Source organism: Kitasatospora sp. NPDC002543 (assembly GCF_053594915.1).
On the sequence record NZ_JBSFWR010000012.1, the window covers coordinates 1 to 22,312 of the forward strand.

Genomic DNA, 22,312 nt, shown 5'->3' on the forward strand with positions numbered 1-22,312 from the left:
TTCCCCTCCCCGCCGCTCTTCCGATCTCGCCACCCTGCACCCCCTGACAACCGCCGCCCGCCCCTCCCCCAGCCGCGGGACGGCGCCGGGGGGGGCGGTCCTGGCACCGCCCCCGCCGACGCACCGGTTCCGCGGTGAGATCCGATGAGGTGTGAATTGTCCACGGCACACGAACTCCCCGAGAACTGGCAGGGCCAGGCGCTGGCCCCCCTGAACCCCGACACCGCGTTCAACGGCTACATCTGCGCGAACGTGCTGCACGCGCTGGCCCAGCTCGGCGTCTTCCGGCACCTGGCCGCGGAGCGGACGCTCGACGTCCCCGCGTTCTGCGAGCACAACACCCTGGACACCGCCGTGTTCCGGGCGCTCGTCCGGGCCGCCGCCTCGTTCGGCTACCTCGACGTCCGGGGCGACCTGGTCCGGGGCACCGCCCTCAGCGAGGACGTCGCCCGGACCCTGGGCTTCTTCACCTGGGGCGTCGGCGGCTACCACGACATCTTCGCCAACGCGGCGCCGGTCGCCCGCGGCGACCGCCGGTTCCGCGTCGACCTGGACCGCGACGAGGCCATGGTCGCGCTCGGCTCCGCCCAGGCGGACACCGCGCTGATGCGCCACATCCTCGACGAGGAGATCGGCGCCATCGACTTCCGCACCCTGGTCGACCTCGGCGCGGGCGTCAGCGAGCGGGTCTCCCGGCTGGTCAAGGGCCGGCCCGGCAGCCGCGGGATCGGCATCGACATCAGCCGGCCCGCCACCGAGCTGGGGCACCGCACGGTCGCCGGGTACGGCCTGACCGGCACCGTGCAGCCGGTCTGCGCGGACGTGCTCGACATCCTCTTCAAGGACCACGAGGTCGACGGCAGCGACGAGGCCGACGTCGTGATGAGCTTCATGTTCCTGCACGATCTGCTGGCCGATCCGGAGCGCCGCGAGGAGGTCGTCCCCCGGCTGCGCAAGGCCTTCCCGAAGGCGCGGGTCTTCCTGCTGGCCGACACCACCGTCCGGCCGCCCGCCGAGGGCGGGGACTCCCGGCTGCCGGTCTTCTCCAGCGGCTTCGAACTCGCCCACGCGCTGATGGGCGTGCCCATCTACACCCGCGAGGAGTACGAGCGGCTGTTCCGGCGCGGCGGGATGAACCTGCGCCGCACGGTGCCGTTCGGCGCCCCGCACACCTACCTGTTCGTCCTGGAGGCGTCGTGACGGTGCAGGACCGGGAGGCCGGGGCGGCGGCGGAGATCGTCACCGCCCTGCCCATCCCGCTGGCGGTCGCCGGGCACCACCAGCCCGCGCCCTTCTACGTCACCGCGGAGATGTTCGGCGGACTGCCGGTGCAGCTCGCCGGGGGCGAGCTCAGCACCCTGGTGGGCAAGCCCGTCGCCGCGCCGCACACCCACCCCGTCGACGAGCTGTACCTCCTGGTCTCGCCCGAGCCGGGCCAGGCGCGGATCGAGGTCCACCTCGACGGCGTGCGCCACGAGCTGGTGTCGCCGGCGGTGATGCGGATCCCGGCCGGCAGCGAGCACTGCTTCCTCACCCTGGAGGCGGCGGTGGGCAGTTACTGCTTCGGGATCCTGATCGGGGACCGTCTGTGACCTACAACGCCAGTGTCCCGTCGGCGGACTCGCTGGTGCGCCTGCACCTGAGCGAGAGCCCGTTCGGCACGAGCCCCGCCGCGGTCGCGGCGGTGACCGGGGAGCTGGAGCGCATCAACCGCTACCCGTCGCCGGAGCGCGAGGGGCTCGTCCGGCGTCTGAGCGAGCACTGGGAGGTGGCGCCGGAGCAGATCGCGGTGGCCAACGGCAGCGACGAGCTGGTGCTGGCCACCGCGCTCACCCTCGGCGACCGGGACCGCCCCGGCCTCGTCAGCGCCGGCACCTTTCCCGGGTACCCGGCCGCGCTGGAGCGCATCGGCCGGGGCGTCGTCCGGGTGCCGCTCGACGGCCCCCGGGTCGACCCGGCGGCGTTCGCGGAGCGCCTCCCCGAGTGCGGCATCGGCTACGTCTGCAACCCGCACAACCCGTGCGGCACCACGCTGCCGGGGCCGGAGCTGGAGGCGCTGGCCGCCGCGGCTCGCGACAGCGGCACCCCGCTCGTCTTCGACGAGGCGTACCACGAGTTCGGCCCGGCGGACCAGCCGCAGGCCAGGAGCCTGCTGCGGGACGGCACCCCGGTGCTCGCCCTGCGCACCTTCTCCAAGGCCTACGGGCTGGCGGCCCTGCGGATCGGCTACGCGCTCGGCCCCGCCGAGCTGATCGCCGAGGTCCGCCGGACGCTGACCGTCCTGCCGTTCAGCGTGAACCGCGCCGCGCAGGCCGCCGCGGTGGCGGCCCTCGCGGACCGGGAGTTCCTGGACCGGGTCCGGCGGGAGACGGCGCGGCGGCGCGGCTGGTTCTGCGCCGAGCTCGACCGCCGCGGGTACCGGTGGCTGCCCTCGGTCACCAACTTCGTGGCCGTCGCGGTCGCCGACTCCGGCAAGGCCCAGGACGCCCTGGCCAGGGACCACGGCATCCTCGTGCGCGACACCGGGGTGTTCGGCTTCCCCGGCCACCTGCGGGTCTCCCTCGGCACCGAGGAGGAGCTGCTGGCGTTCCTCGACGCCCTCGACCACATCACCGCCGGCACGCGGTAGCCGCGCCCGGCATCCGACACACCCCTTGGAGGTCAACCGTGGTCAAGCCGATTCCGGACGGCTACGCCGAACTGACGGCGTACCTGTCCGTGGCCGACGCGGACGCCGCGATCGCCTTCTACACCCGGGCCTTCGGGGCGAAGGAACTGCAGCGGTACACCGCGCCCGACGGCTCGGTGCCGCACGCGCAGATCCTGATCGGCGGCACCATCGTGATGCTGTCCGACGAGTCCCCGGCGGCCGGCCTGCTCGGCCCCACCGCGCTCGGCGGCACCCCGGTCACCCTGTACCTGTTCGTGGCGGACGTGGACACCGCCTTCGCCCGGGCCGTGGCGGCCGGCGCGGAGGAGAAGCGCCCCGTGCAGGACCAGTTCTTCGGCGAGCGGACCGGGCAGGTCCTCGACCCGTTCGGCCACCGCTGGACGCTGGCCACCCGCACCGAGGACGTGAGCCCGGAGGAGTTCGAGCGCCGCGCGAACGCCTTCGTCCAGGGCCGGAGCTGACACGGCACGCGACCGCTCCGGGCCCGCCGCGCACCCGCGGCGGGCCCGGAGCCGTTCGCGCGCCCGTGCGTCCGGGCGCCGACACGCCATCGGCCCATCGGATGTGACGGTCCGTCATATCCAATGGGCCGGCTCCCGTACGGATCAGGTGGTGGCGAGCAGCAGTTCCTCGATGCTCGACGGGCGGAGACCGTCGGCCCGGCCGGCGAAGTAGCGCTCGGCGAGGCCGTCCGCGGAGACGTGCTCGACGTGCCGGAACCCGGCCTCCTTGGCCATCGCCAGGATGTCGTCCGGGCCGAAGAAACTGCGGAACGGCGTCCCGTCGGCGCGCGCGGCGTGCTCCACGCCCTGCCGGGCGCCGCGCTCCTCCGGGTCGACCAGGTCGACCGGCTGCATGAACGTCATGGCCAGGGCGGACCCCTCGGCGAGGCCCGCGGCCTTGCGCAGCGTGTCGGCGACCGCCTCCCGGGTGAGGTACATGGTGACGCCGGAGCAGGCCAGCACCGCCGGCCGGGCGGGGTCGAAGCCCTCCTCGGCCAGCCGCCGCCACCAGTCGTCGTCCGCCTCGAAGTCGACGGGGACCAGCCGCAGCCCCTCGGGCACGCCGTGGCCCAGCTCCTCCAGCCGCGCCCGCTTCCACGCCTGGGTCCCCGGCTGGTCCACCTCGAAGACCCGCACCCCTTCGGCGCCCGCCGGCCGGCGCTGCGCGAAGGTGTCCAGGCCGGCGCCGAGGATGACGTACTGGTCGACGCCGCGGGCCGCGTGCTCGGCGACCAGGTCCTCGGTGAACCGGGCCCGGGCCACGATGGACGCGCGCGCCCGGGCGCTGCGCACCGGGTCCATGTCCGGCCGGGACCGCCAGTCGCCGTCCGGCGCCACCAGCCGCGCGCCGAGTTCGTCCTCGAACACGTGCGGCGCGGGGTCGGCCTGGACGTGCAGGGCCCGCCACAACGCGGTCCGGATCGCGGTCTTGTCCGCCGTCGCGGTCACTGGTGGTTCCTCTCCGTTGGATTGTGCGCTCCCGGCAGCGGCCGGGAGCGGTCCGTCCTCACGCGGGCGCGGGGCCGCTGCCGCCGGGTCCGGTGGCCGCCCCGGAGGGCAGGTACTCGGACTCCAGCACCAGGTCCTTGACCCACGACTGGTACTCGACGTGGGCGTGGTGCTCCCGGGTGCGCCACTGGGTGCCCTCGTGCTCGCGCAGGTACGCGCGGTAGTGCGGCGCGCCCGGCACCTTCATGTTGTCGGCCAGCACGATCGAGCCCGGGCGCAGCCACCGCTGGTCGAGGATGCGCCGCAGGTCCGGCAGGTAGGCCCGGGCGATGTGGTCGACGAAGACGAAGTCCAGCCGGCCGGGGCCGAAGCCGTACTCGGAGTTGAGGCGGTCGATGGTGCGGCCGTCGTCCCCGAGCGTGCCGTGCAGCACCGTGACCCGCTCCCCCAGCCCGGCGTGGTCCCAGATCCGCCGGGCCACCGCGGCGTTGGCGGCGCTGAACTCGATCGAGCAGAGCCGGGCCTTCGGCCCCATCACCCGGGACATCCGCAGCGCGCTGTACCCGCAGTAGGTGCCGAGCTCCAGCAGCAGCCGGGGCTCGGCCCGCCGTACCGCGGCGTCCAGGACCAGCCCCTTCTCGTCCCCGATGTTGATCAGCGTGGCCTGCCGGTAGGCGTACTCGTCGATCACCCGGATCGCGTCGTCGACGTCCCCGGGGGCGGCGTGGGCGAGCACGTAGTCGGCGAGCGCCTCCTCCCGGCCGTCACCGACCTGGCCCGTCCGGGTCAGGTTGCCCATCCGCATCAGCATGCTCAGCCGTTTCGCCATCACCGATCTCCGATCCGGGTGCGCTCAGTGGGGTAGGTGCCGTACGGCTCCGGAGGGCCGCCCGCGGTGTCAGGGCAGCATCAGCCGGAGGCTCTTGACGCTGCGTCGGGCCCGCGCGGAGGGGTCGCCGCCGGGCGAGGGCTGCGGCAGGGCCGTGCCGTTCGGCGGCCGGTACTGTTCCAGGTGCGTCCGTTCGGCCGGAACCCCCAGCGCGGCCAGGGCGTCGACCGCGCCGGCCACGAACGGGCCCGGGCCGCACACGTACGCCTCGCGGTCGCGGAAGGGTGCGGCCAGCGCCCGCAGTCCGGCCGCGTCCGGCAGCCCCTGCCGGGACTCCAGCCAGTGCCGGAGGGCGAACCGGTCGGGGTGGGCGGCGGCCAGCCCGGCCAGCTGCTCCCCGAAGATCACCGAGCGCTCGTCGCGGTTGGCGTAGACCAGGGCGAGCCGGCCCGCGCCGGCGGCAAGCGCCGACTTGATCATCGACATCACCGGGGTGATGCCGCTCCCGGCGGCCAGGAAGAGGAAGTCCCCGTCGAGCGAGGCGGGGGTGAACCGGCCCGCCGGCGGCTGGACGTGCACCACGCTGCCGACCCGCACGCTGCCCAGCAGCCAGTCGGAGGCCCGGCCGGTCGGCGTGCGCTTCACCGTCACCATCAGCGGGTCCGCGGTGTGCGGCGAACTCGACAGCGAATAGCAGCGGGTGACGGATCCGTGCCCGGCGTCGGGGATGTGGACGGTGAGGAACTGCCCCGGCCGGTACCGGAATTCCTCGGCGAGGTCGTCGGGGACGTCGAACACCAGCGACCGGGCGTCCTCCGTCTCGACGATCACATCGGCCACCCGCAACGCGTGGAAACGCTGGTCCATCGCCGTCCTCGCTTCGTGAAATGCGACGAGAAAGTGCCTGCAACGCTACCGTGCGGGCCTTTGCTCGCGAACGCTTGCCCGACTGGGGAGTTACCCCAGTCGGACACCGCGTTCCCGGCCGGCGCGTTCCTTCCGGGCGGTCCGTCAGGGCCGGCTGAAGGGCTGGACGGCGCTCCGCACGGAGCCGCGGCGGTTTCCGGGGATCCGGCTCCCGCCGGGCCCCGCCGGGCCGACGTTGCGGACCAGTTGGAGCATGTCGCACCGGCCGCCCTCCGGTTCGGGGTAGCGCGCTCCCGGCGACAGCGGCCGGCTGAGGTGCTCCAGCACCCACTCGGACGCGCAGGAGTCGAAGACCAGCCCGCCGGCGCGCACCATCTGCACCCCGAGCACCAGGTCCTGCCAGCGGGCTCCGTTGAGCAGGTAGCCGCGGGCCCCGGCGCGCATCGCGGAGAGCAGCGCCTCCCGGTCGTCGAGCGGACTGATGATCAGCACGGCCGTGTCCGGACAGCAGCCGGTGATCGGGCCGACCACGTCCGCGATGCTCTGGCCCGGCTGGACGATGTCCATCACCACGACCTGGGGACGCAGGGTGTGCGCCATGGCGACCGCGTCCGACCCCGTCCCGGACTCGCCGACGACGTGGAAGGACTCCACCTCGTCGAGCAGGATGCGCAACCCGGATCGGTAGATCGGGTGGTCGCCTGCGATCAGCACCGTGGTGCGCGAGCGGCCGGCTGCCTTCGACGTCGCTGTCCTGATCACGATTCTCCCGCCAACTAGTCGGTCGACAGTTGCCTTGTTGCCCGCCGCCGAGGGGGCCACACGGCCTCGCGCTGGAGGTCCGGTCGAGGCCCCCGCGGCGCGCCGGGTCGCGCTACGCGTCGGCCTTCCGGCCGGTGCCGCGCAGCGCGGAGAGGATCGCCGCCAGGATCATGATCCCCATCATGGTGTAGAAGGCCGCCTCCAGGCCGTCCGCGAAGGCGCTCGCGAGGTCACCGTCCAGCTTGTTGGTGCCCACGAAGATGGCGAACGCCAGGTTCCGCGGGATCGAGTGCGAGGCCACCAGCATGGCGGTGGTGAAGGAGAAGACCATGCCGATGCTGGAGAAGGTGCGCAGCACGCCGGAGGCGATGCCCAGCCGGTCCGGCGGGGCGGCCTTCATCACCGCGGTGCTGTTGGCCGGGAAGAAGAAGCTGCCCCCGATCATCATCACCAGGTTGCCGACGGCGGTCAGCCACAGGCTGCTCGTGGTGGTCATCTGGGCGAAGATCGCCATCGCGACGACCGAGATGCCGAGCCCCATGGTCGCCGGGACGACCGATCCGAGCTTGTCGGTGAGCTTCCCGGCGTAGGGGCCCACCACCGCGCCGATGACGTAGCCCGGCAGCAGCAGCAGGGAGGCGTCGATCGGGTCCATCCCGCGGGTGCCCTGGAGGTACATGATCACCAGGAAGAGCACCGCGAAGCTGCCGACGCCCTGGAGCAGCGAGGCCAGGAGCGAGGGCGTCATCGACGGGATGCGGAACAGGGACAGGTCGAGGGTGGGTTCCTTCTGCTTCAGCTCGACGACGACGAACGCCGCCAGGAGCACGAGGCCGCCGACCAGGTACCCGATCAGGGTCCCGTCGAGCGGGCCGGACGCCAGTCCGGTCATCGCCCAGAGCACCCCGAAGAGGCCCAGGCCCAGCGTGATCATGCCGACGAAGTCGAACTTCCGGCGCTGGCGCTCGGCGGTGTCGCGCAGCACCCGGTGCGCCAGCACCAGGGCGATGATGCCGATCGGCACGTTGACCCAGAAGATCCACTGCCAGGACACGTAGGTGACCATGACGCCGCCGGCCAGGACGCCGAGGACGGAGCCGAAGGAGTAGCCGAAGGCGTTGTAGCCGTAGGCGCGGCCGCGCTCCTGCGGCGGGTAGAGCTCCGAGATGATCGCACCGCTGTTGGCGGCGATCAGTGCGGCGCCGACGCCCTGGACGACCCGGGCGCCGATGATGCTCGGCGCGTTCCAGGCGATCGCGCAGAACACCGAGCCCACGGTGAAGACCAGGAAGCCGGCCTTGTACATCCGCACCCGGCCGAACATGTCGCCGAAGCGGCCCAGCTGGGTGGAGAGCACGGTGACCACGAGGAGGTAGCCGACGACCACCCACGTCACGGAGGACAGGGTGATCTTCAGGTCCTCCTCGATCGCCGGGAGGGCGAGCACCACGATCGTGCCGTCGACCGCGGAGATCAGCACGCCGATCATCACGACGAGCATGCCGATCCCCCGCCGGGGCGGCGCTGACGGTGAGGCGTCCTTCTCCTTGGTCGAGATGCTTTCACTGACCATCGTTAACCAACCCCGCATCCCTCTTCGTCACTACTGAACTAGATTGCTAGCATGCTGGCACGGAAAGGGCCACGCAACACGGGGCCACGCCATCTCGGACGAGGGGGCACCACGCAGGTGGACCTGGTTCGCAGCACGTTCGCCGAGGCCACGGCCCCGGCCGGCGGCGCGCGCCGCACACGGGAAGCACCCCCGGCACCGGATGGGACCGGGGGCACTCGGCGGGTCGGGAGCGCGACCGGCGTCAGGGGTGCCCGCCGGACTCCGGCGGCCGCCGACGCGCTCCCGCCCCGCCAGGGGCGCTCAGCCCTTGAGCGGCGCCTCGATGCTCCACTCCCGCCCGTCCGGGTCGCGCACCACCATCCGCTGGGTGCCGTAGTGGGTCTCCTCGAACGGGGAGACCACCTCGACGATCGGGTCGGGCTTGAAGGTCTCGGCGTCCGCGATGCGCAGGACGAGCTGGACCTGCGGCGCACGCTCCTCGGGGATCTCGCCGACGACGAAGTACGGGCCCTCGTCGTGCTTGAGCATCCCGGAACCGTGCTCGGTGGCGAACTCGATCTTGAAGCCCAGCGACTCCAGGAACTTGGCCGTCTTTCCCCAGTTGTGAGTCTCGACGTAAACGCCTTCGACACCCCGGGTCGTCATATGTCGATTCCTTTCACGCAGTTCCGTCTTATTTCTGCTTCTGGCGCTCGGCAAGGTGGTTGCGCAGCGCCTCGGCAACCAGAGCCGACAGCGAGAGTTCACTGTCGATGGCGTAATGCTTCACCTGCCGAATCAGCTCCACGGGCAGGTAGACGTTGAACTGCTTTACCTCTTCAGCAGTCATGCTAGCATGCTAGCACCGCTCGGGCGGGCTGCCAACCACCGCCCCACAGAGGCGGCTTCGCGGCCCCACGGCCGGTAGCCCGGTCCCGGGCTTCGCCCGGGCCGCCCGCGCCCCGGTCTCCGCCCCGGCGCCCCGGCGCCCGAATAGCGGCGGAGCATTCCGGTGACGGCGGGCGCGGCGCGCACGGGCCCGCTAGCGGAAATGAATGGGCGGCGCAATATCCGTCGGCCGCGCGGAATTCCCCGACCGCGACGAGTTCCCCGCCCCGGCACCCCGCGTTATGCTCGGCCCATGCGATTCGGCTTAATGGCAAGCAATCCACTTGAATGGCTGCTGGTCAAGTTCAATTTGATCGCGCGGCCCGTCCTCGACACCCAGGTAGCGGGCACGTACGTCCACGTCATCATGGCCGCCGTCAAGGTCGGCCTGTTCGACGCGATGGCCCACGGCCCCGCCACCGCCGAAAAGATCGCGGCCAGCTGCGGCATCCACCCCGACAGCACCGCGAAACTGCTCCCCGCTCTGGCGGCGTCGGGATACCTGCGCGCCAGGGACGACCAGTACGAGCTGAGCCCGCTGTCCCGCAAGTGGCTGGTCACCTCCAGCAAGCACGCGGTGAACGACAAGCTGATGCTGCAGTTCTACGAGCTGGGGCTGATGGCGCGGGCCGACGAGTACCTGCGCAGCGGCAAGCCGCTGGACTTCCACACCGGCATGAGCGACGACGTCTGGGACTCCTACCAGCGCGGCATGAAGTGCCTGACCACCGGCCAGACCAGCATGGTGGCCAAGGCCGTCCCGGTCCCCGAGGGCGCCACGGACCTGCTCGACATCGGCGGCTCCCACGGCGCCTACTCGGTCGCGCTGTGCCGCCGGCACCCGTCGCTGCGCGCCGTCGTCTTCGACCTGCCCGACGCCGTGCGGCACGCCGCGCCGCTGCTGGCCGAGGAGAAGATGGGCAACCGGGTGCGCCACCAGCCCGGCAACGCCCTGACCGACGACTTCGGCGAGGAGTGCTACGACGCGGTGATCATCATCGGCGTCGCGCACCACTTCAGCGACGAGCAGAACCGCGAGCTCACCGCCAAGGTGGCCCGGGCGCTGCGCCCCGGCGGGACGTACACCATCGCCGAGTTCCCCGCCGCCAGCGGCGAGGGCAAGACGCAGCAGCTGGCCGCGCTGCGGGACTTCTACTTCGCGCTGGCCAGCGAGTCCGGCACCTGGTCGCCCGCGCAGATGGCCTCCTGGCAGCGCGCCGCGGGCCTGCGGCCGGCCAAGCCGGTCCGGCTGCCGGCCAGCGGCGGCCTCAACCTCCAGTCGGGCCACAAGCCCCGCTGAACCGCCACGCCCCTGGCCCGGCCTCCCCGCGAACGGAGGCCGGGCCAGGGGCGTTTCGCGGATCCCGGGGCGCGCGGTCCTCGGGAGTCGCGGGCTTCGGGGCACCGCGGCTTCAGGGCGCGGACCGGCTCACACCGTGACCGGCACGGTGACCGGGCCCCGCGTGATCATCAGCCGCTGCCAGACGATCTCCTCGGCCAGCGCCAGCCGGTCGAAGCGGCGCACCAGTCGGCCGATGGCGATCCGGGTCTCCAGCCGGGCGAGCGCGGCGCCCAGGCAGTGGTGCGGCCCGCCGCCGAAGGCGACGTGCTTGCGGGCGTTCGGCCGGTCCAGCCGCAGCTCGGCCGCGGACGGGCCGAAGACCTCCTCGTCGCGGTTGGCCGAGGCCAGCCCGGCGAGCACCGTCGCCCCCGCGGGGATCACCGTGCCGCCGGCCTCGAAGGGCGACAGGGTGATCCGGCGCGAGTACTGCACCGAGGTGTCGTAGCGCAGCAGTTCGTCGGCCGCGTTCGCGTCCAGGTCCGGACGCTCGCGCAGCAGCCGCAGCTGCTCGGGGTGGCGCAGCAGCGCGACCATGCCGTTGGCCAGCAGGTTCATGGTGGTCGCGTAGCCGGCCAGGTACAGCAGCACGACCTGGGCGATCAGTTCCTCGTCGCTGAGCACATCGCCGCCGTCCTCGGCCCGGATCAGCTGGGTCAGCAGGTCGGGGTTCTCCTCGACGAGGTTGTGGCGCTTGGCCTCGATCACGGCGGCGATGCGGTCGACGAGTTCGGTCTCGGCGGTCACGATCGCCTTGATGAGCTCCGGGGTCGGCTCGGAGACCGGCTCCAGCGAGAACGCCAGGACTTCGGCCCGCTCCCGCAGCCAGTGGTAGTCGGCCTCCATGCCCAGCATGTCGCAGATCACCAACAGCGGGAGGGGGTAGGCGAGTTCGGAGACCAGGTCGGCCTGGCCGTGTTCGGCCGCCCGCTGTTCGACGCGGTCCAGTGCCTCGTCGACGAGGCGGGTGATCAGCGGGGCCTGGCCGTTGACGGCCCGCTCGGTGAACACCTTGGTCAGCAGCCTGCGGAGCCGGGTGTGGTCCGGCGGGTCCTGGTCCATCATGGACAGGGAGTGGATCCGGCTCTTGGTGACGTTGTCGTCCTCCACCGAGTGGTCGCCGCGCAGCAGGTTGACCACGTCCGCGTGCCTGGTGACGATCCAGAATCCCGCCGGGTGCCGGTATGCCGGATTGGTCGCGCGCAGTTTCGCGAAGTGCGGGTACGGGTCGTCGGAAACCCCCGGCGCGAAGGGGTCGAATGCGTACGGCTCCGCGTTCTCGGCCGTGCTCGTCGTCGGTGTCGGTGTTTTCCGGTCGGCCATGGGAATCCATCCCGTCTTCTCGGAAGGCGGCACTTCGAATGCCGTCGTCGGACGGCCACGTTCGGCCAGGTCCGTTTATAGGTAGCGCGGTTGAGGGCTGGCAAGGCGGGGCGGAGCCGGGGACGGCGCCGGGCCGTGCGAGTGGGGAATCTCCCCAGTCGACCGGCGGGGAGCGCCGCCGCCCCCGGCTTCCCGGGGCGTTCCCGGTCCGCTTGACTCGTAATTCCGGGGTCTCGAAACTCGGAAACGGGGATGCGCCGTTCCCCCGTGCACGCACTCTTCGCCGCTGACCCGAGAGGACGACCGTGGCTACCGAGATGACGAAGGTGCCGGACGAGACAGCCGTGCGGGTGGCCCTCTGGCGGGCCCTGCACCTGCGCGCCGACGCACCCCCGCACGTGGTCGAGGACGAGGTCGGGCTCCGCCTGGTCTCCCCCGGCGAGGACTGGCAGCAGCGTCCGGACATGGCCGGGGAGGGGATGCGCGGGTTCCGGGCCGGCGTGGTCGCCCGGGCCCGGGTCGTCGAGGACCTGGTGGCGGAGCAGTGCGCCGCCGGCGTGGCCCAGTACGTGATCCTCGGCGCGGGCCTGGACAGCTTCGTCCAGCGACGGCCCGAATTCGCCGGACGGCTGCGGGTGTTCGAGATCGACCAGCCCGCGACCCAGGCGTGGAAGCGGCGGCGGCTGGACGAGCTCGGCCACGGCTCCGCGCCGTGGCTGCACTGGGTGCCGGTCGACTTCGAGACCGGCGAGGTGTGGTGGGACCGCCTGGTCGAGAACGGCTTCGACCCGGACCGGCCCGCGGTGCTGTCCTGTGCGGGCGTCACCATGTACCTCAGCGAGGACGCGGTGCGGGACACCCTGGCCCAGGCCGCGCGGGCCGCCGCCGGCTCGACGCTGGCGATGACCTTCATCCTGCCCACCGCCTTCGACGAGCCGGAGGACCCGGCCGCGCACGAGGCCGCGGGCAAGCCGAAGCCCGGGCCGCGGGTGCACTTCCGCAGCTACTTCACTCCCGACGCGATACTGGGCCTCGCCCTGAAGGCCGGCTTCCGCGAGGCCCAGTACCTCTCCACCGAGGAGGTCACCGCCCGTTACTTCGCCGGCCGGGACGACGACTTCCGGCCCGCGGCCGGCGAGCCCTTCATGCTGGCGCGCACCTGACGGCCGCCCGGCGGCCGCCGGCCGTCACGTGGTGACGACCAGCAGTTCCTCCGCGTTGGAGGGCCGCAGGCCGTCGGCCCGGCCGGCGAAGTAGCGGGCGGCCAGGACCGGGGCGGGGATGTGCTCGGCCGTGCGGAAGCCCGCGTCCCGGGCCAGCCCGAGGATCTCCTCGGGGGCGAAGAAGCTGGTGAACGGGGTGCCGAAGGCCCGGGCGGCCTCCTCGATCCGGGCCCGGATCTCCCGGGGGCCCGGTTCCACCATGGCGAGCGGCAGCTGGAAGGTGGCCGCCATCGTGGAGCCGGGCGCCAGCGCGGTGCCCTGGCGCACCATGGCCACGATGGCGTCCTTCCGGAGGAAGGCGCTGACGCCGAGCGAGACGACGACGGCGGGTTCCCCCGCGTCGAAGCCCGCCGCCACCAGGGTCTCCCACCAGGACCCGCCCGACTCGAGGTCGTACGGCACGAACCGCAGGCCGGCGTGGGAGTCGAGGCCGAGCTCCGCCAGCCGCTCGCGCTTCCACGACTGCGGCCCGGGCGGGTCGAGTTCGAAGATCCGCACCGACGGGGGGAGGTCGGCGCGGCGCTGGGCGAAGGTGTCCAGGCCGGCGCCGAGAATGACGTACTGGCGCACGCCGCGGCCGAGTTGTTCGAGGACGAGGTCCTCGCCGAAGCGGGCGCGGGTGATGACGGCGGCGCGGGCGAACGGGTTGTCGTCCGGGTCCATGTCCGGGCGCTTCCGCCAGTCCTCGCCCTCGCCGGTCAGGCGCAGGCCGAGTTCGTCGTCGAAGACCGCGGGCGGGTCGTCGTGCTGCACGTGGAGCGCGCGCCACAGGGCGGCGCGCACCGCGAGGCTGCTGGGTCCGGCGCTGTTCTGCTCGGGCACGGTGCCGCCGGGGGCGGCGCTGCCGTGCGGGGTTCCGGCGTTCGAGGTCCTGGTGTCCTCGGTGGTCATGTCGGGTGTCCTCCCGATCGCAACCTGCGGGGTGGGGGGCCTGCGGGGGCGCCGCGCGGCGCCGGCCCGGTGTACGGGCGGCGCTCTGCCCGCTGCGTCCCGCGGGTGGGCCCGACGCGCGGCACCGCGCACGTCAGGGCTGCTGACGGCTTCGCCGTCCGGTGACGCGAAGGTAGCGCGCCGGTGGTCCCGGACGCCAGGCGCCCGGGGGCGGGAACGGCCGGGCCGGGAGCGGCCCGGCCGTTCGCTCAGAGCTCGGAGGCCAGGGTGCCGCCGCGGCCCCAGTGGTCCGTCTCGACGTCGTTGATGATCACGGTGACGGCGGCCTCGGGGCACTTCACGATCCGTGCGACCGTCGCCGTCACCTCCTCGACGAGCTGACGGCGCTGGTCCACTCCCACGCCCTTCCACCAGTTCACCTGTACCAGGGGCATTGCGGGTTCCTCTCTGTCGGTTCGTCCGATTCGGCTGTTCCCGGGCGGTGGGCGCCGTCGCCGACCGCCCTGCGGGGGGATTCCGGGGAAAGTCCTTCGCCGCGGCGGTGGACCGCGGGCGGTCCGCACCGCGAAGATGCACATGCGGGTGTGAATCCCTACTTCTCCTCGGCGTCGCGCTGCCGCTGTTCCACGGCGGTCGCGAAGTTCTGCCAGATCCGGCCGCACTCCCGGGCCAACTGCGCGATGTCGGAAGCCCGGTGGGCGGGTACGTCCCCGCTGACCCGGGCCCATTCGTCCGGATTCAGCAGATACATGTCAAGTAGGCGCAGCAAAAAACGCCCTGATTCCGAGAAGCGCAGCGAGGGGTCGCTGCGCAGGCTGCGCATCAGCGCGCTCCGGTCGACCGGACCGGGCGCCGGGATCCGGACGCAGGCGCCCGTCCGCCGGGGCAGCTCGCGGCGCTGGTCCTGCTCCGACACGGGCCGGGGCTCGGGCGCCGTCAGGGCCTCGGCCCGGCGCGAGTCGTCCCGCACGTTCCGCACGGTGTCCGGGCTGACCCCGGCCTCCCGCGCGATCTCGCGCAGCGACGCGTCCTGCCGGTCCGCGAGCAGGCTGCTCACCCTGGCCCTGGCCGCCGCGCCGTTGACCGGGCGCATCCGGCCGTCCCGGCCGCGGCGGTGGGTGACCGGTTCGGCGTCCGTGCCGGAACGCCGGCGGATCGACCCCACCGTCTTGTGCGAGAGCCCGACGACCGCGGCGATCGCCCGGTCGGACCACTCCGGGTACGTGCCGAGGATCCGCTCGGCGGCCGCCGTCCGCTCGGCCCGTGACAGCGGCAGCCCGTGCATGACGTTCTTCTCGACCGCGAGCACGAAGGCCTCGTCGTCGTCGCAGTCGCAGAAGTTGACGTCGATGGACTCCTGGCCGCGCAGCTCCGCCGCCAGCAGGCGGTGGGCGCCGTCGACCACGCGCATCGTGCGGCGGTTGACGAGGATGGGCGGCAGCGCGGCGTCGGAGTTCGCGAGCAGCCGGGCGTGCTCGTGGTTGGGGCCGGACAGTCGGGGGGAGTCGAGCCGCACGATGTCGGTGAGCGGCAGCCTGGTCAGGGCCGCCGGACCCGCGGACCCTCCAGCGTCCGTCCTCTCCATCACGCCAACAACGGGCTGAGGGTTCACAATCCGACCTTCCTGCTCGAAGCGACCGTCGCTGCTGCTGCAGCTCGTCCTGTGGACTTCGTGTCTCGATGAGCGGTGCTGCGCCTGGGGATTCGTCGTGCCTCTCCGATCGGTTCGTCCGCGGTGCTCCCGCCCCGGAGGGGAAGGCGGGCGCGCCGGCGGACCGTGTCGCCGTACGGCAACGAGCTGCCCGTTCGTCGCCGACCTTCCCGCACGCTTCCAGGTGGGCCGTCCTACCGGCATGAGTCAGATATCCCGACCCTTCCCGTTTCGGGTGGGAAATCGTGGCCGGCCCGGAGTTCCCACACCGGCCGGGCCAGATGACTCACGACACCGCGGCACCGCGCCGGGTTCGATGACCGCTGTGCCTACCAAATAGGAGGTAGCGGAATGTGCCGTATATACGGCCATTTCAACGCGGTGGTGCCACCGGACGACCTGGCCCGGGTCGGCGAACTGCAGCGTCACGGCGGCCCCGACCAACAGGGCTGTTCGGTCGGGCCCACCTGGTCGTTGGGCATCAACAGACTTGCCATCATGGATCCCGCCGGCGGGCGCCAGCCCTACCGCTCCGCGTCCGGGGCCGTCCACGTCGTCCTCAACGGGGAGATCTACAACCACGCCGCGCTGCGCGAACGGCTGGGCGCGTTCGGCCACCGCTTCGCCGACCACTGCGACGGCTCGGTCCTGCCGGCGCTCTACGAGCAGTACGGGGACGCGTTCGTCGACCACCTCGACGGGATGTACGCCGTCGCCGTCCTGGACCTGCGCGCCGAGCCGCGGCTGGTGCTTGCCACCGACCACCTCGGCATGAAGCCCCTGTACTACCACTGGGACGAACGCCGCGGCGCGCTGTACTTCTCCTCCGAGATCCCGGCGCTCCTCGCGTTCCCGGACGTGTCCGCGAGCGTCTGGACACCCGGACTGGACGCCTACCTCGCGACCAAGACGCCGTTCGGCGAACAGACCATGTTCGAGGACGTCGCGGTGCTGCCGCCGGCCGTGACCGCGGTCCTCGACCGCTCCGGGGGGCTGCGCGTCCGGCACCGGGCCGTGCCCGGTGCCGCGCCCGGAGCGGGCCCCGACGGACTGCGCGCGCTGCTGCGCCGGGAGGTCGACGCGCTGCTGGAGGCGGACGTCCCGCTCGCCTCGATCACCTCCGGGGGCCTGGACTCCAGCCTGGTGACCACCCTCGCCACCGGCCGGGCGCCGGGGCTGCACACCTTCAACATCGCCTACACCGGCACCTGGCCCGACGACGAGCGGCACTTCGCGCGCCTGGTCTCCGACCACGCCGGGACGGCCTACCACCAGGTCGAGCTGAACCCCAAGGAGCTGCCCGACCTGCTGCCGCGGGTCGTCCGGCACCTGGGCCAGCCCAACGCCGACCCGATCACCGTGAGCAGCTACGCCCTGTTCGCCGCGGTGCGGGAGGCCGGCTTCACCGTGGCCCTGACCGGCGACGGCGCGGACGAGGTCTTCGGCGGGTACGGGCGGATGCGCGCGGCGGCCCGGGCCGCCGAGGCGGGCAGGCCCTGGTACCGGCCCTACCTCGACGAGTTGGGCGTGCTGCCGGCCGCGGCCCGCGAGCGGCTCTACACCGCGGACTACGCCGCGGAGGTGAGGTCCGTGCCGGCCCTGCCCGAAGCGGCGACCGAGGCGCTGCGCTCGGGGCCCGGCACCGTCCTGGACCGGATCACCGCGTTCGAGATCGGCCACCGGCTCCCGGCCTACCACCTCCGGCGGGTCGACCACCTCAGCATGGCGAGCGCCGTCGAGGTCCGGCTGCCGTTCTGCCAGCAGAGCGTCGTCCGGCACGGGGTGCGGCTGCCCGACCGGGACCGGATCCACGACGGGGCGGTCAAGCGCGCGCTGTACGACGCCGCGCGCGGCCTGCTCCCCGAGGCCGTCCTGGCCCGCGAGAAGCAGCCGTTCACGCTGCCGGTCGCGGCCATGCTGACGCCCGGCTGGCCGCTCTGGGACTGCGCCAGGGACCTGCTGGCCGCCGACCGGCTGCGCCGTACCGGCCAGCTCGACCCCGGCGCGGTGGACCGGCTCTTCGCGGAGCAGGCCGCCCGGCCGGACAACAGCACCGCCCTCGCCCTCTGGGCCCTGCTGGTCCACGAGATCTGGCGCGAGCAGTTCGCCGTCGCGCCGGTCGCACCGCCCCGGAAGCCCAAGGACGTGGCGTCATGATCGGGCACGTCGTCTACGCGCACGGCAGTCCGTGCCCCACCCTGGTCCTCGACGCGCGCCGGCTGCCGCGCGAGGAGCAGCCGCTGCTCGACCGGCTCGCCGCAGCCCGGAAGTGGCTCGACGACGCCGGCGCCGGGCACATCCTCAAGATCGCGCTGGTGGAGCCCGCCGAGCACCCGCTGTTCGACTTGGACTACCGGTTCGTGCAGGCGCTGCCGTCCGGGCCGGCCGCGTTCGACCTGCGCGGCTCGTGCGGGCACTCCATCCTGGGGTCCATCGTCGCCGGCGCCGAGTCCGGCTCACTGCCCCGGCTGACGCCGGGGATGCGGGTGCGCGTCATGGTCCGCAACAACGGCGACCACATCGTCTGCGAGATCACCGAGGTCCGCCGGGACTCCGCGCTGTTCGACATCCACTTCGTCCAGCCGGCGCCGAAGCCGCTCGGCGAACTGCTGCTGGCCGGCGCGGCCACCACCACCGTGGACGTCGACGGCGCGCCGGTGCCGGTCTCGCTGGTCTCCATGGGCAACCCCTACGCCTTCGTGGCGGCCTCCACCCTCGGGCTGTCCCGCCCGGAGGACCTGTTCGCCGACGACCGGTCGCTGTTCGACCGGCTGGTGCGGATCCGGCGGGCCGCCGCCGTCCTGCTCGGCTGGCCCCCCGACGGCGCCTTCCCCAAGGTGGCCGCGGTGATGGCCGCGGACGACGGCCGGATCGCCGTCCGCGCGATCTCGGTGCCCACCTGGCACCCGACGATCGCCCTGACCGGGGCCGCCTGCGTCGCCGCCGCCGTCCGGATCAAGGGCACCACGCCCTGGGTCGCGGCGCAGCAGGCGGGTGTGCCCGACGGCACCGTCGACATCCTCACCGCCGGCGGGCTGTCGAGCGTCGCCGCGACGGTGCGCAACGGCGCCTACGAACCGGAGCTCACCTGGACCACCGTCCGCGGCAAGCGCACCACCACCCTCGGGTCCTTCCCGATCGAACCCCTCGCCAGCCTCCAGCCGAAGGAACTGACCGCATGTCTGTCGCTTTCCAGGTGATCGACCCCGAAGGCGGGCTGCCGGCCGCTCTCGTCGAGCGCCTCGACGCGGCGGCGGCGCGCAGCGTGTCCACCGGCCTGCCGGACGGCACGCTGCTGGCCGAGCTCGGGCAGGCCGGACTGTTCGGCGTCGCCGTGCCCGCCGCGTACGGCGGGTTCGGCGGGGACGCCACCCTCATCAACCACGTCGTCGCCCAGGTGGCCCGGGCCAACCCGTCCGCCGCGATCATGCTGTTCCAGCACTACGCGGTCAGCGCACGGATCGCCGAGTGGGGCGACCCGGCGCAGCAGGCCCGGCTGCTGCCCGCGCTGGCCAAGGGCGACCTGCTCGCCGCGTCCGGGTGGAGCGAACCCGGTGTGGGCGCGGCCAAGAAGCGCCTGAACACCACCGCGCAGCGGCTGCCCGACGGCCGCTGGCGGCTCGACGGCACCAAGTCCTTCACCACCAGCGCCGGGGTGGCCGGGCTCTACCTCATCCTGGCGCGGACCTCCGACGCCGTGGAGGACTCGGACGCCGCCTACGGCTCCAGCGGCCAGACGTTCTTCCTCATCCCGGCCGAGGACGAGGGCCTGCGCCCCGATCTGAGCCTGGACCTGATCGGCATGCGCGGCTCGGCGACCGGCTTCGTGTCGCTGCACGGCTGCGTCGTCGACGACGCGTACCGGCTCGGCCCGGTCGGCGAGGCCACGTCCATCATCGCCTCGGTCCGCCGGACCGGGGCGACGCTGGGCGCGGTCTCCCTCGGCATCGCCTCGGCGCTGCTGGACCTCGCGGTCGACCAGGTCAAGCGGCGTCAGCAGCCGCCCGACGCCGTCACCCGCTTCCGGCTCGTCGACCTGGCCACCCGGATCGAGGCGGCGCAGGCCGTCATCGACCGCGCCGGGCGGCGGGTCGCGGCCGATCCCGGCCTGACCACCCTGCACAGCAAGCTGTTCGCCACGGAGACGGCCGAGCAGGTGGGCGTCGAGGTGGCGCGCCTGCTGGGCTCCGGTGGGTACGTGGTCGCCAACCGGATCAACGCCCTGATGGCCGACGCCCGCGCGGTCGCCCACATGGGCCCCACCAACGACCTCTGCCGAGAGCTGGTGAGCGCGACATGGCTCGGGTGAACGGACGGCTCGCGGTGGTCGGCGGGCGGCTGGTGACGCCGACCGGCGTCCGCCCGGGCGTGGTGCTCGTCGAGGACGGGCGGATCGTCGGGCTCGCCGACTCCGCGCCCGAGGGCGTCCCGGTACTGGACGCGGCGGGCCGGTACGTGCTCCCCGGGCTGATCGACTCGCACGTCCACTTCCGCACCCCCGGCCTGGAGCACAAGGAGGACTGGGAGCACGGCAGCCGCGCCGCGGTCGCCGGCGGCGTGACGACGGTGATGGACATGCCGAACACGGCTCCCCCGACCCTCCACCCGGACACCCTGGTCGCCAAGGCCCGGCTGATAGCGGGCCGTTCGCTGGTCGACTACGCCTTCCACATCGGCGCGGACCCGCTGCACCCCGAGGTCCTGGTCGACCTCGATCCGGCGATCGCCCGCAGCGCCAAGGTGTTCATGGCCGGGCACCACACCGCGCCCACCGTGGTCAGCGACCCCGAGGTCCTCGACAAGGTGTTCGCCGCCGCGGCCGCCTCCGGGGTGCGGCTCGTGCTGCACGCCGAGAACCAGCGGCTGCACGACCTGCTGGACGCCTGGCGGGGCGGCCCGCCCGGCGCCTACCGCGACTACGAGCGGTGGCGGCCGCGCTCCAGCCCGATCTCGGCCGTCGTCCAGGTGCTGGAGCTGGTCCGCCGGCACGGCACCGCGGCGCACATCCTGCACCTGTCGAGCGCGGAGGAGGCCGACCTGGTCGCCGCGGCCGCCGCCGACGGGCTGCCGGTCACCTTCGAACTCACCGCCCACCACCTGTCGTTCACCGACGCCGACACCGCGCGGGGCGGCGCGCGGACCAGGCTGGCCCCGGCGATCCGCGGCCTCCGGGACCAGGACCGGCTCTGGGCGGCCCTGCGGGCCGGCGAGGCGGCCACCCTGGGCAGCGACCACGCGCCGCACACCAAGGAGGAGAAGGAGCGGCCGATCGCCGACGCCCCGCCGGGGCTGCCCGGCGTGCAGGAGCTGGCGACCGCCGTGTGGACCGGGATGCGCCGGCGCTGGCCGGAGGAGGACCGGGACACCGCGGCGCGCCGGCTGGTGCGCCACCTCGCGGAGCGGCCGGCGGACCTGTTCGGACTGGCCGGCAAGGGCCGGCTGGCCGCCGGGGCCGACGCCGACCTGGTGGTCTTCGACCCGGAGCACCGCTGGATGCTGTCCGCGTCGGACGTCGAGGCCAAGTGCGGCTGGTCCGCCTACGAGGGCTGGACCTTCACCGGCCGGGTGGAGGTGACGGTCAAGTCCGGGCGGATCGCCTACGACCGCGAGCGGGGCACGTTCGGCGCCCCGCTGGGACGCTGGCTGTCGCCGCTCGACCGCACCGGGGAGGACGGCGGACATGGCTGACGCGGACGTGACCGTCGCGGGCGGCGGCATCGGCGGCCTCGCCCTCGGCATCGCCCTGCGCCGCGCGGGGATCCCGGTGACGGTCGTCGAGCGGACCGCGGCCCTGCGGGACGCGGGCGCCGGCCTGGTGCTGTACCCCAACGCGCTGCACGCGCTGGCGGAGATCGACACCTCGCTCGCCGCCGCGGTGCGGGCCGCCGGGCACGTCCCCGCGGCGGAGGAGGTCCGCCCGATCGTCGACACCGGCGGCGCGGTCGTCGCCACCGACCGGGTGGGCGAACTGGCCGCCAGGTTCGGCGCGCCGCAGGTCTCCCTGCTGCGCACCGCCCTGCAGTCGCTGCTGCTGCGGTACGCGGCCGACGCCGGGGTGCGGCTGCGGCGGGGGATCGGCGTGACCGGCTGCGCCGACCTCGGCGACGAGGTCGCGGTCGCGCTGTCCGACGGCGGCTCGACGACGGCGGCGGCCCTGATCGGCGCCGACGGCCTGCACTCCGTGGTGCGCCGCCATCTGCTCGGCACCGAGCCTCCCCGCTACTGCGGGTACACGACCCTGCGGGGCCGCTCCCCCGCACCGCCGGAGTTCCCTCACGGGTTCATCGTGACGGCGGACGGCCTCGGCCTCTTCGCCGCCCCGGTCGGCCCCGGGCAGCTGTACTGGACGGCCAAGGTGGCCGCGCCGGCCGGGGTCTGGCCCGCCAAGGACCCGAAGGAGGCGCTGGCCGACCTCCTGGACCTCTTGGCCGGCTGGCACCCGGCGCTGGTGGACGTGGTGCGGCGCACCGACCCGGACGCGCCGGCCGTGGTCACCGACATCAACGACCGGGAGCCCGTCGCCGACTGGAGCCGGGGCCGGGTCAGCCTCCTCGGCGACGCCGCGCACCCGATGTCGCCGGGCGCCGGACAGGGGGCGGGCATGGCACTGGAGGACGCGGCCGTCCTCGGCGGGATGCTGGCCCGCACCGCGGACGTCCCGGAGGCCCTGCGGCGGTACGCCGGGCAGCGCGCACCGCGCACGGCCCTCGTCGTCAACCAGTCGCGGCACCGCGACCACGTGGTGCGCGGCGAGCGGGGCGAGTTCAGCACGCACGACCAGGAGCTGACCGATCTGTTCGGCTGGCGCGCGGAGTTCGGCCTCCCGGCCGAGTGACGCGGCGACGCGGCGACGCGGCGACCA

22 protein-coding genes are annotated in these 22,312 nt (G+C 73.4%); 11 read left to right on the plus strand and 11 right to left on the minus strand.

Annotated features, from left to right (window positions below; genetic code table 11):
* Positions 1–156: 156 nt before the first annotated feature.
* Genes ACWD4P_RS07930 through ACWD4P_RS07945 form a run of 4 tightly spaced genes read left to right on the plus strand, consistent with a single transcriptional unit; the run spans position 157 to position 3,132 of the window.
* Positions 157–1,200, plus strand: coding sequence for a class I SAM-dependent methyltransferase (locus tag ACWD4P_RS07930; protein WP_359830096.1), 1,044 nt, complete (start codon positions 157–159; stop codon positions 1,198–1,200).
* Entirely contained in the window at positions 1,197–1,592 is a 396-nt protein-coding gene (locus ACWD4P_RS07935) for a cupin domain-containing protein (RefSeq protein WP_359830098.1), read from the plus strand. The genes ACWD4P_RS07930 and ACWD4P_RS07935 overlap by 4 nt, the downstream gene beginning before the upstream one ends.
* Positions 1,589–2,629 carry a pyridoxal phosphate-dependent aminotransferase gene (locus ACWD4P_RS07940; protein ID WP_449778963.1) on the plus strand — a complete coding sequence of 347 codons (1,041 nt, stop codon included), beginning with the start codon at positions 1,589–1,591 and terminating at the stop codon, positions 2,627–2,629. Before ACWD4P_RS07935 ends, ACWD4P_RS07940 begins: the two co-directional genes overlap by 4 nt.
* Positions 2,630–2,667: 38 nt before the next feature.
* Positions 2,668–3,132 carry a VOC family protein gene (locus ACWD4P_RS07945; RefSeq protein ID WP_449778964.1) on the plus strand — a complete coding sequence of 155 codons (465 nt, stop codon included), beginning with the start codon at positions 2,668–2,670 and terminating at the stop codon, positions 3,130–3,132.
* 144 nt (positions 3,133–3,276) lie between these two features.
* Here the strand turns inward: ACWD4P_RS07945 and ACWD4P_RS07950 are convergent, their stop codons facing one another.
* From ACWD4P_RS07950 to ACWD4P_RS07980, 7 genes are all read right to left on the minus strand, one after another.
* Positions 3,277–4,122 (minus strand): class I SAM-dependent methyltransferase, encoded by an 846-nt coding sequence (locus tag ACWD4P_RS07950; RefSeq protein ID WP_449778965.1) that lies wholly within the window; start codon positions 4,120–4,122, stop codon positions 3,277–3,279.
* 58 nt (positions 4,123–4,180) lie between these two features.
* Complete coding sequence (locus ACWD4P_RS07955) at positions 4,181–4,951, minus strand: O-methyltransferase (protein ID WP_449778966.1); 771 nt, start codon at positions 4,949–4,951, stop codon at positions 4,181–4,183.
* Between the two features lie 69 nt (positions 4,952–5,020).
* Positions 5,021–5,818, minus strand: coding sequence for an FAD-binding oxidoreductase (locus ACWD4P_RS07960; RefSeq protein ID WP_449778967.1), 798 nt, complete (start codon positions 5,816–5,818; stop codon positions 5,021–5,023).
* A 144-nt stretch (positions 5,819–5,962) separates the two neighbouring features.
* Entirely contained in the window at positions 5,963–6,580 is a 618-nt protein-coding gene (locus tag ACWD4P_RS07965) for a response regulator (protein ID WP_359824428.1), read from the minus strand.
* Positions 6,581–6,692: 112 nt separating this feature from the next.
* Positions 6,693–8,153, minus strand: coding sequence for an MFS transporter (locus tag ACWD4P_RS07970; protein WP_359824425.1), 1,461 nt, complete (start codon positions 8,151–8,153; stop codon positions 6,693–6,695).
* A gap of 303 nt (positions 8,154–8,456) precedes the next feature.
* Positions 8,457–8,801 carry a VOC family protein gene (locus ACWD4P_RS07975; protein ID WP_359824422.1) on the minus strand — a complete coding sequence of 115 codons (345 nt, stop codon included), beginning with the start codon at positions 8,799–8,801 and terminating at the stop codon, positions 8,457–8,459.
* A 28-nt stretch (positions 8,802–8,829) separates the two neighbouring features.
* A complete protein-coding gene (locus ACWD4P_RS07980) occupies positions 8,830–8,985 on the minus strand; it encodes a ribbon-helix-helix domain-containing protein (RefSeq protein ID WP_359824419.1) in 156 nt (51 codons plus the stop codon).
* A gap of 306 nt (positions 8,986–9,291) precedes the next feature.
* Between ACWD4P_RS07980 and ACWD4P_RS07985 the strand changes: the two genes are divergently transcribed.
* The gene (locus tag ACWD4P_RS07985) at positions 9,292–10,323 is read left to right on the plus strand and encodes a class I SAM-dependent methyltransferase (protein WP_359824416.1); all 1,032 of its coding nucleotides are present in this window, start codon (positions 9,292–9,294) and stop codon (positions 10,321–10,323) included.
* A 129-nt stretch (positions 10,324–10,452) separates the two neighbouring features.
* On the opposite strand, the gene ACWD4P_RS07990 is transcribed toward ACWD4P_RS07985, so the two are convergent.
* Positions 10,453–11,685, minus strand: a complete 1,233-nt coding sequence (locus ACWD4P_RS07990) for a cytochrome P450 (RefSeq protein WP_359824413.1) — start codon at positions 11,683–11,685, stop codon at positions 10,453–10,455.
* A 305-nt stretch (positions 11,686–11,990) separates the two neighbouring features.
* Here ACWD4P_RS07990 and ACWD4P_RS07995 point away from each other — a divergent pair, with 305 nt between their 5' ends.
* Entirely contained in the window at positions 11,991–12,848 is an 858-nt protein-coding gene (locus ACWD4P_RS07995; protein WP_449778968.1) for a class I SAM-dependent methyltransferase, read from the plus strand.
* Between the two features lie 24 nt (positions 12,849–12,872).
* Here ACWD4P_RS07995 and ACWD4P_RS08000 read toward each other — a convergent pair whose 3' ends face one another.
* The 3 genes from ACWD4P_RS08000 to ACWD4P_RS08010 form a co-directional block, all read right to left on the minus strand.
* On the minus strand, positions 12,873–13,730 hold the full coding sequence (locus tag ACWD4P_RS08000; protein WP_449779020.1) for a class I SAM-dependent methyltransferase: 858 nt from the start codon (positions 13,728–13,730) through the stop codon (positions 12,873–12,875).
* 317 nt (positions 13,731–14,047) lie between these two features.
* Positions 14,048–14,233, minus strand: a complete 186-nt coding sequence (locus ACWD4P_RS08005) for a tautomerase family protein (protein ID WP_359824408.1) — start codon at positions 14,231–14,233, stop codon at positions 14,048–14,050.
* Positions 14,234–14,391: 158 nt separating this feature from the next.
* Complete coding sequence (locus tag ACWD4P_RS08010) at positions 14,392–15,384, minus strand: ParB/RepB/Spo0J family partition protein (RefSeq protein ID WP_359824406.1); 993 nt, start codon at positions 15,382–15,384, stop codon at positions 14,392–14,394.
* Positions 15,385–15,801: 417 nt separating this feature from the next.
* On the opposite strand from ACWD4P_RS08010, the gene asnB reads away from it, so the two are divergent.
* The 5 genes from asnB to ACWD4P_RS08035 are packed head-to-tail and all read left to right on the plus strand — an operon-like array spanning position 15,802 to position 22,285.
* Complete coding sequence (gene asnB / locus ACWD4P_RS08015; RefSeq protein WP_449778969.1) at positions 15,802–17,607, plus strand: asparagine synthase (glutamine-hydrolyzing); 1,806 nt, start codon at positions 15,802–15,804, stop codon at positions 17,605–17,607.
* Positions 17,604–18,650 carry a PrpF domain-containing protein gene (locus ACWD4P_RS08020; protein WP_449778970.1) on the plus strand — a complete coding sequence of 349 codons (1,047 nt, stop codon included), beginning with the start codon at positions 17,604–17,606 and terminating at the stop codon, positions 18,648–18,650. Before asnB ends, ACWD4P_RS08020 begins: the two co-directional genes overlap by 4 nt.
* Positions 18,629–19,759, plus strand: coding sequence for an acyl-CoA dehydrogenase family protein (locus ACWD4P_RS08025; protein WP_359824400.1), 1,131 nt, complete (start codon positions 18,629–18,631; stop codon positions 19,757–19,759). The genes ACWD4P_RS08020 and ACWD4P_RS08025 overlap by 22 nt, the downstream gene beginning before the upstream one ends.
* The gene (locus ACWD4P_RS08030) at positions 19,747–21,138 is read left to right on the plus strand and encodes a dihydroorotase (protein ID WP_449778971.1); all 1,392 of its coding nucleotides are present in this window, start codon (positions 19,747–19,749) and stop codon (positions 21,136–21,138) included. Before ACWD4P_RS08025 ends, ACWD4P_RS08030 begins: the two co-directional genes overlap by 13 nt.
* Positions 21,131–22,285 (plus strand): FAD-dependent monooxygenase, encoded by a 1,155-nt coding sequence (locus tag ACWD4P_RS08035; protein WP_449778972.1) that lies wholly within the window; start codon positions 21,131–21,133, stop codon positions 22,283–22,285. Before ACWD4P_RS08030 ends, ACWD4P_RS08035 begins: the two co-directional genes overlap by 8 nt.
* Positions 22,286–22,312: the final 27 nt, after the last annotated feature.

Coding starts and splice junctions, on each gene's coding strand:
- ACWD4P_RS07980 (WP_359824419.1), bottom strand. CDS start 8,985: ATGACTGCTGAAGAGGTAAAGCAGTTCAACGTCTACCTGCCCGTGGAG.
- ACWD4P_RS07985 (WP_359824416.1), top strand. CDS start 9,292: ATGGCAAGCAATCCACTTGAATGGCTGCTGGTCAAGTTCAATTTGATC.
- ACWD4P_RS08025 (WP_359824400.1), top strand. CDS start 18,629: ATGTCTGTCGCTTTCCAGGTGATCGACCCCGAAGGCGGGCTGCCGGCC.
- ACWD4P_RS08010 (WP_359824406.1), bottom strand. CDS start 15,384: ATGGAGAGGACGGACGCTGGAGGGTCCGCGGGTCCGGCGGCCCTGACC.
- ACWD4P_RS08020 (WP_449778970.1), top strand. CDS start 17,604: ATGATCGGGCACGTCGTCTACGCGCACGGCAGTCCGTGCCCCACCCTG.
- asnB (WP_449778969.1), top strand. CDS start 15,802: ATGTGCCGTATATACGGCCATTTCAACGCGGTGGTGCCACCGGACGAC.
- ACWD4P_RS07990 (WP_359824413.1), bottom strand. CDS start 11,685: ATGGCCGACCGGAAAACACCGACACCGACGACGAGCACGGCCGAGAAC.
- ACWD4P_RS08035 (WP_449778972.1), top strand. CDS start 21,131: ATGGCTGACGCGGACGTGACCGTCGCGGGCGGCGGCATCGGCGGCCTC.
- ACWD4P_RS08005 (WP_359824408.1), bottom strand. CDS start 14,233: ATGCCCCTGGTACAGGTGAACTGGTGGAAGGGCGTGGGAGTGGACCAG.
- ACWD4P_RS07975 (WP_359824422.1), bottom strand. CDS start 8,801: ATGACGACCCGGGGTGTCGAAGGCGTTTACGTCGAGACTCACAACTGG.
- ACWD4P_RS07970 (WP_359824425.1), bottom strand. CDS start 8,153: ATGGTCAGTGAAAGCATCTCGACCAAGGAGAAGGACGCCTCACCGTCA.
- ACWD4P_RS07960 (WP_449778967.1), bottom strand. CDS start 5,818: ATGGACCAGCGTTTCCACGCGTTGCGGGTGGCCGATGTGATCGTCGAG.
- ACWD4P_RS08030 (WP_449778971.1), top strand. CDS start 19,747: ATGGCTCGGGTGAACGGACGGCTCGCGGTGGTCGGCGGGCGGCTGGTG.
- ACWD4P_RS07955 (WP_449778966.1), bottom strand. CDS start 4,951: ATGGCGAAACGGCTGAGCATGCTGATGCGGATGGGCAACCTGACCCGG.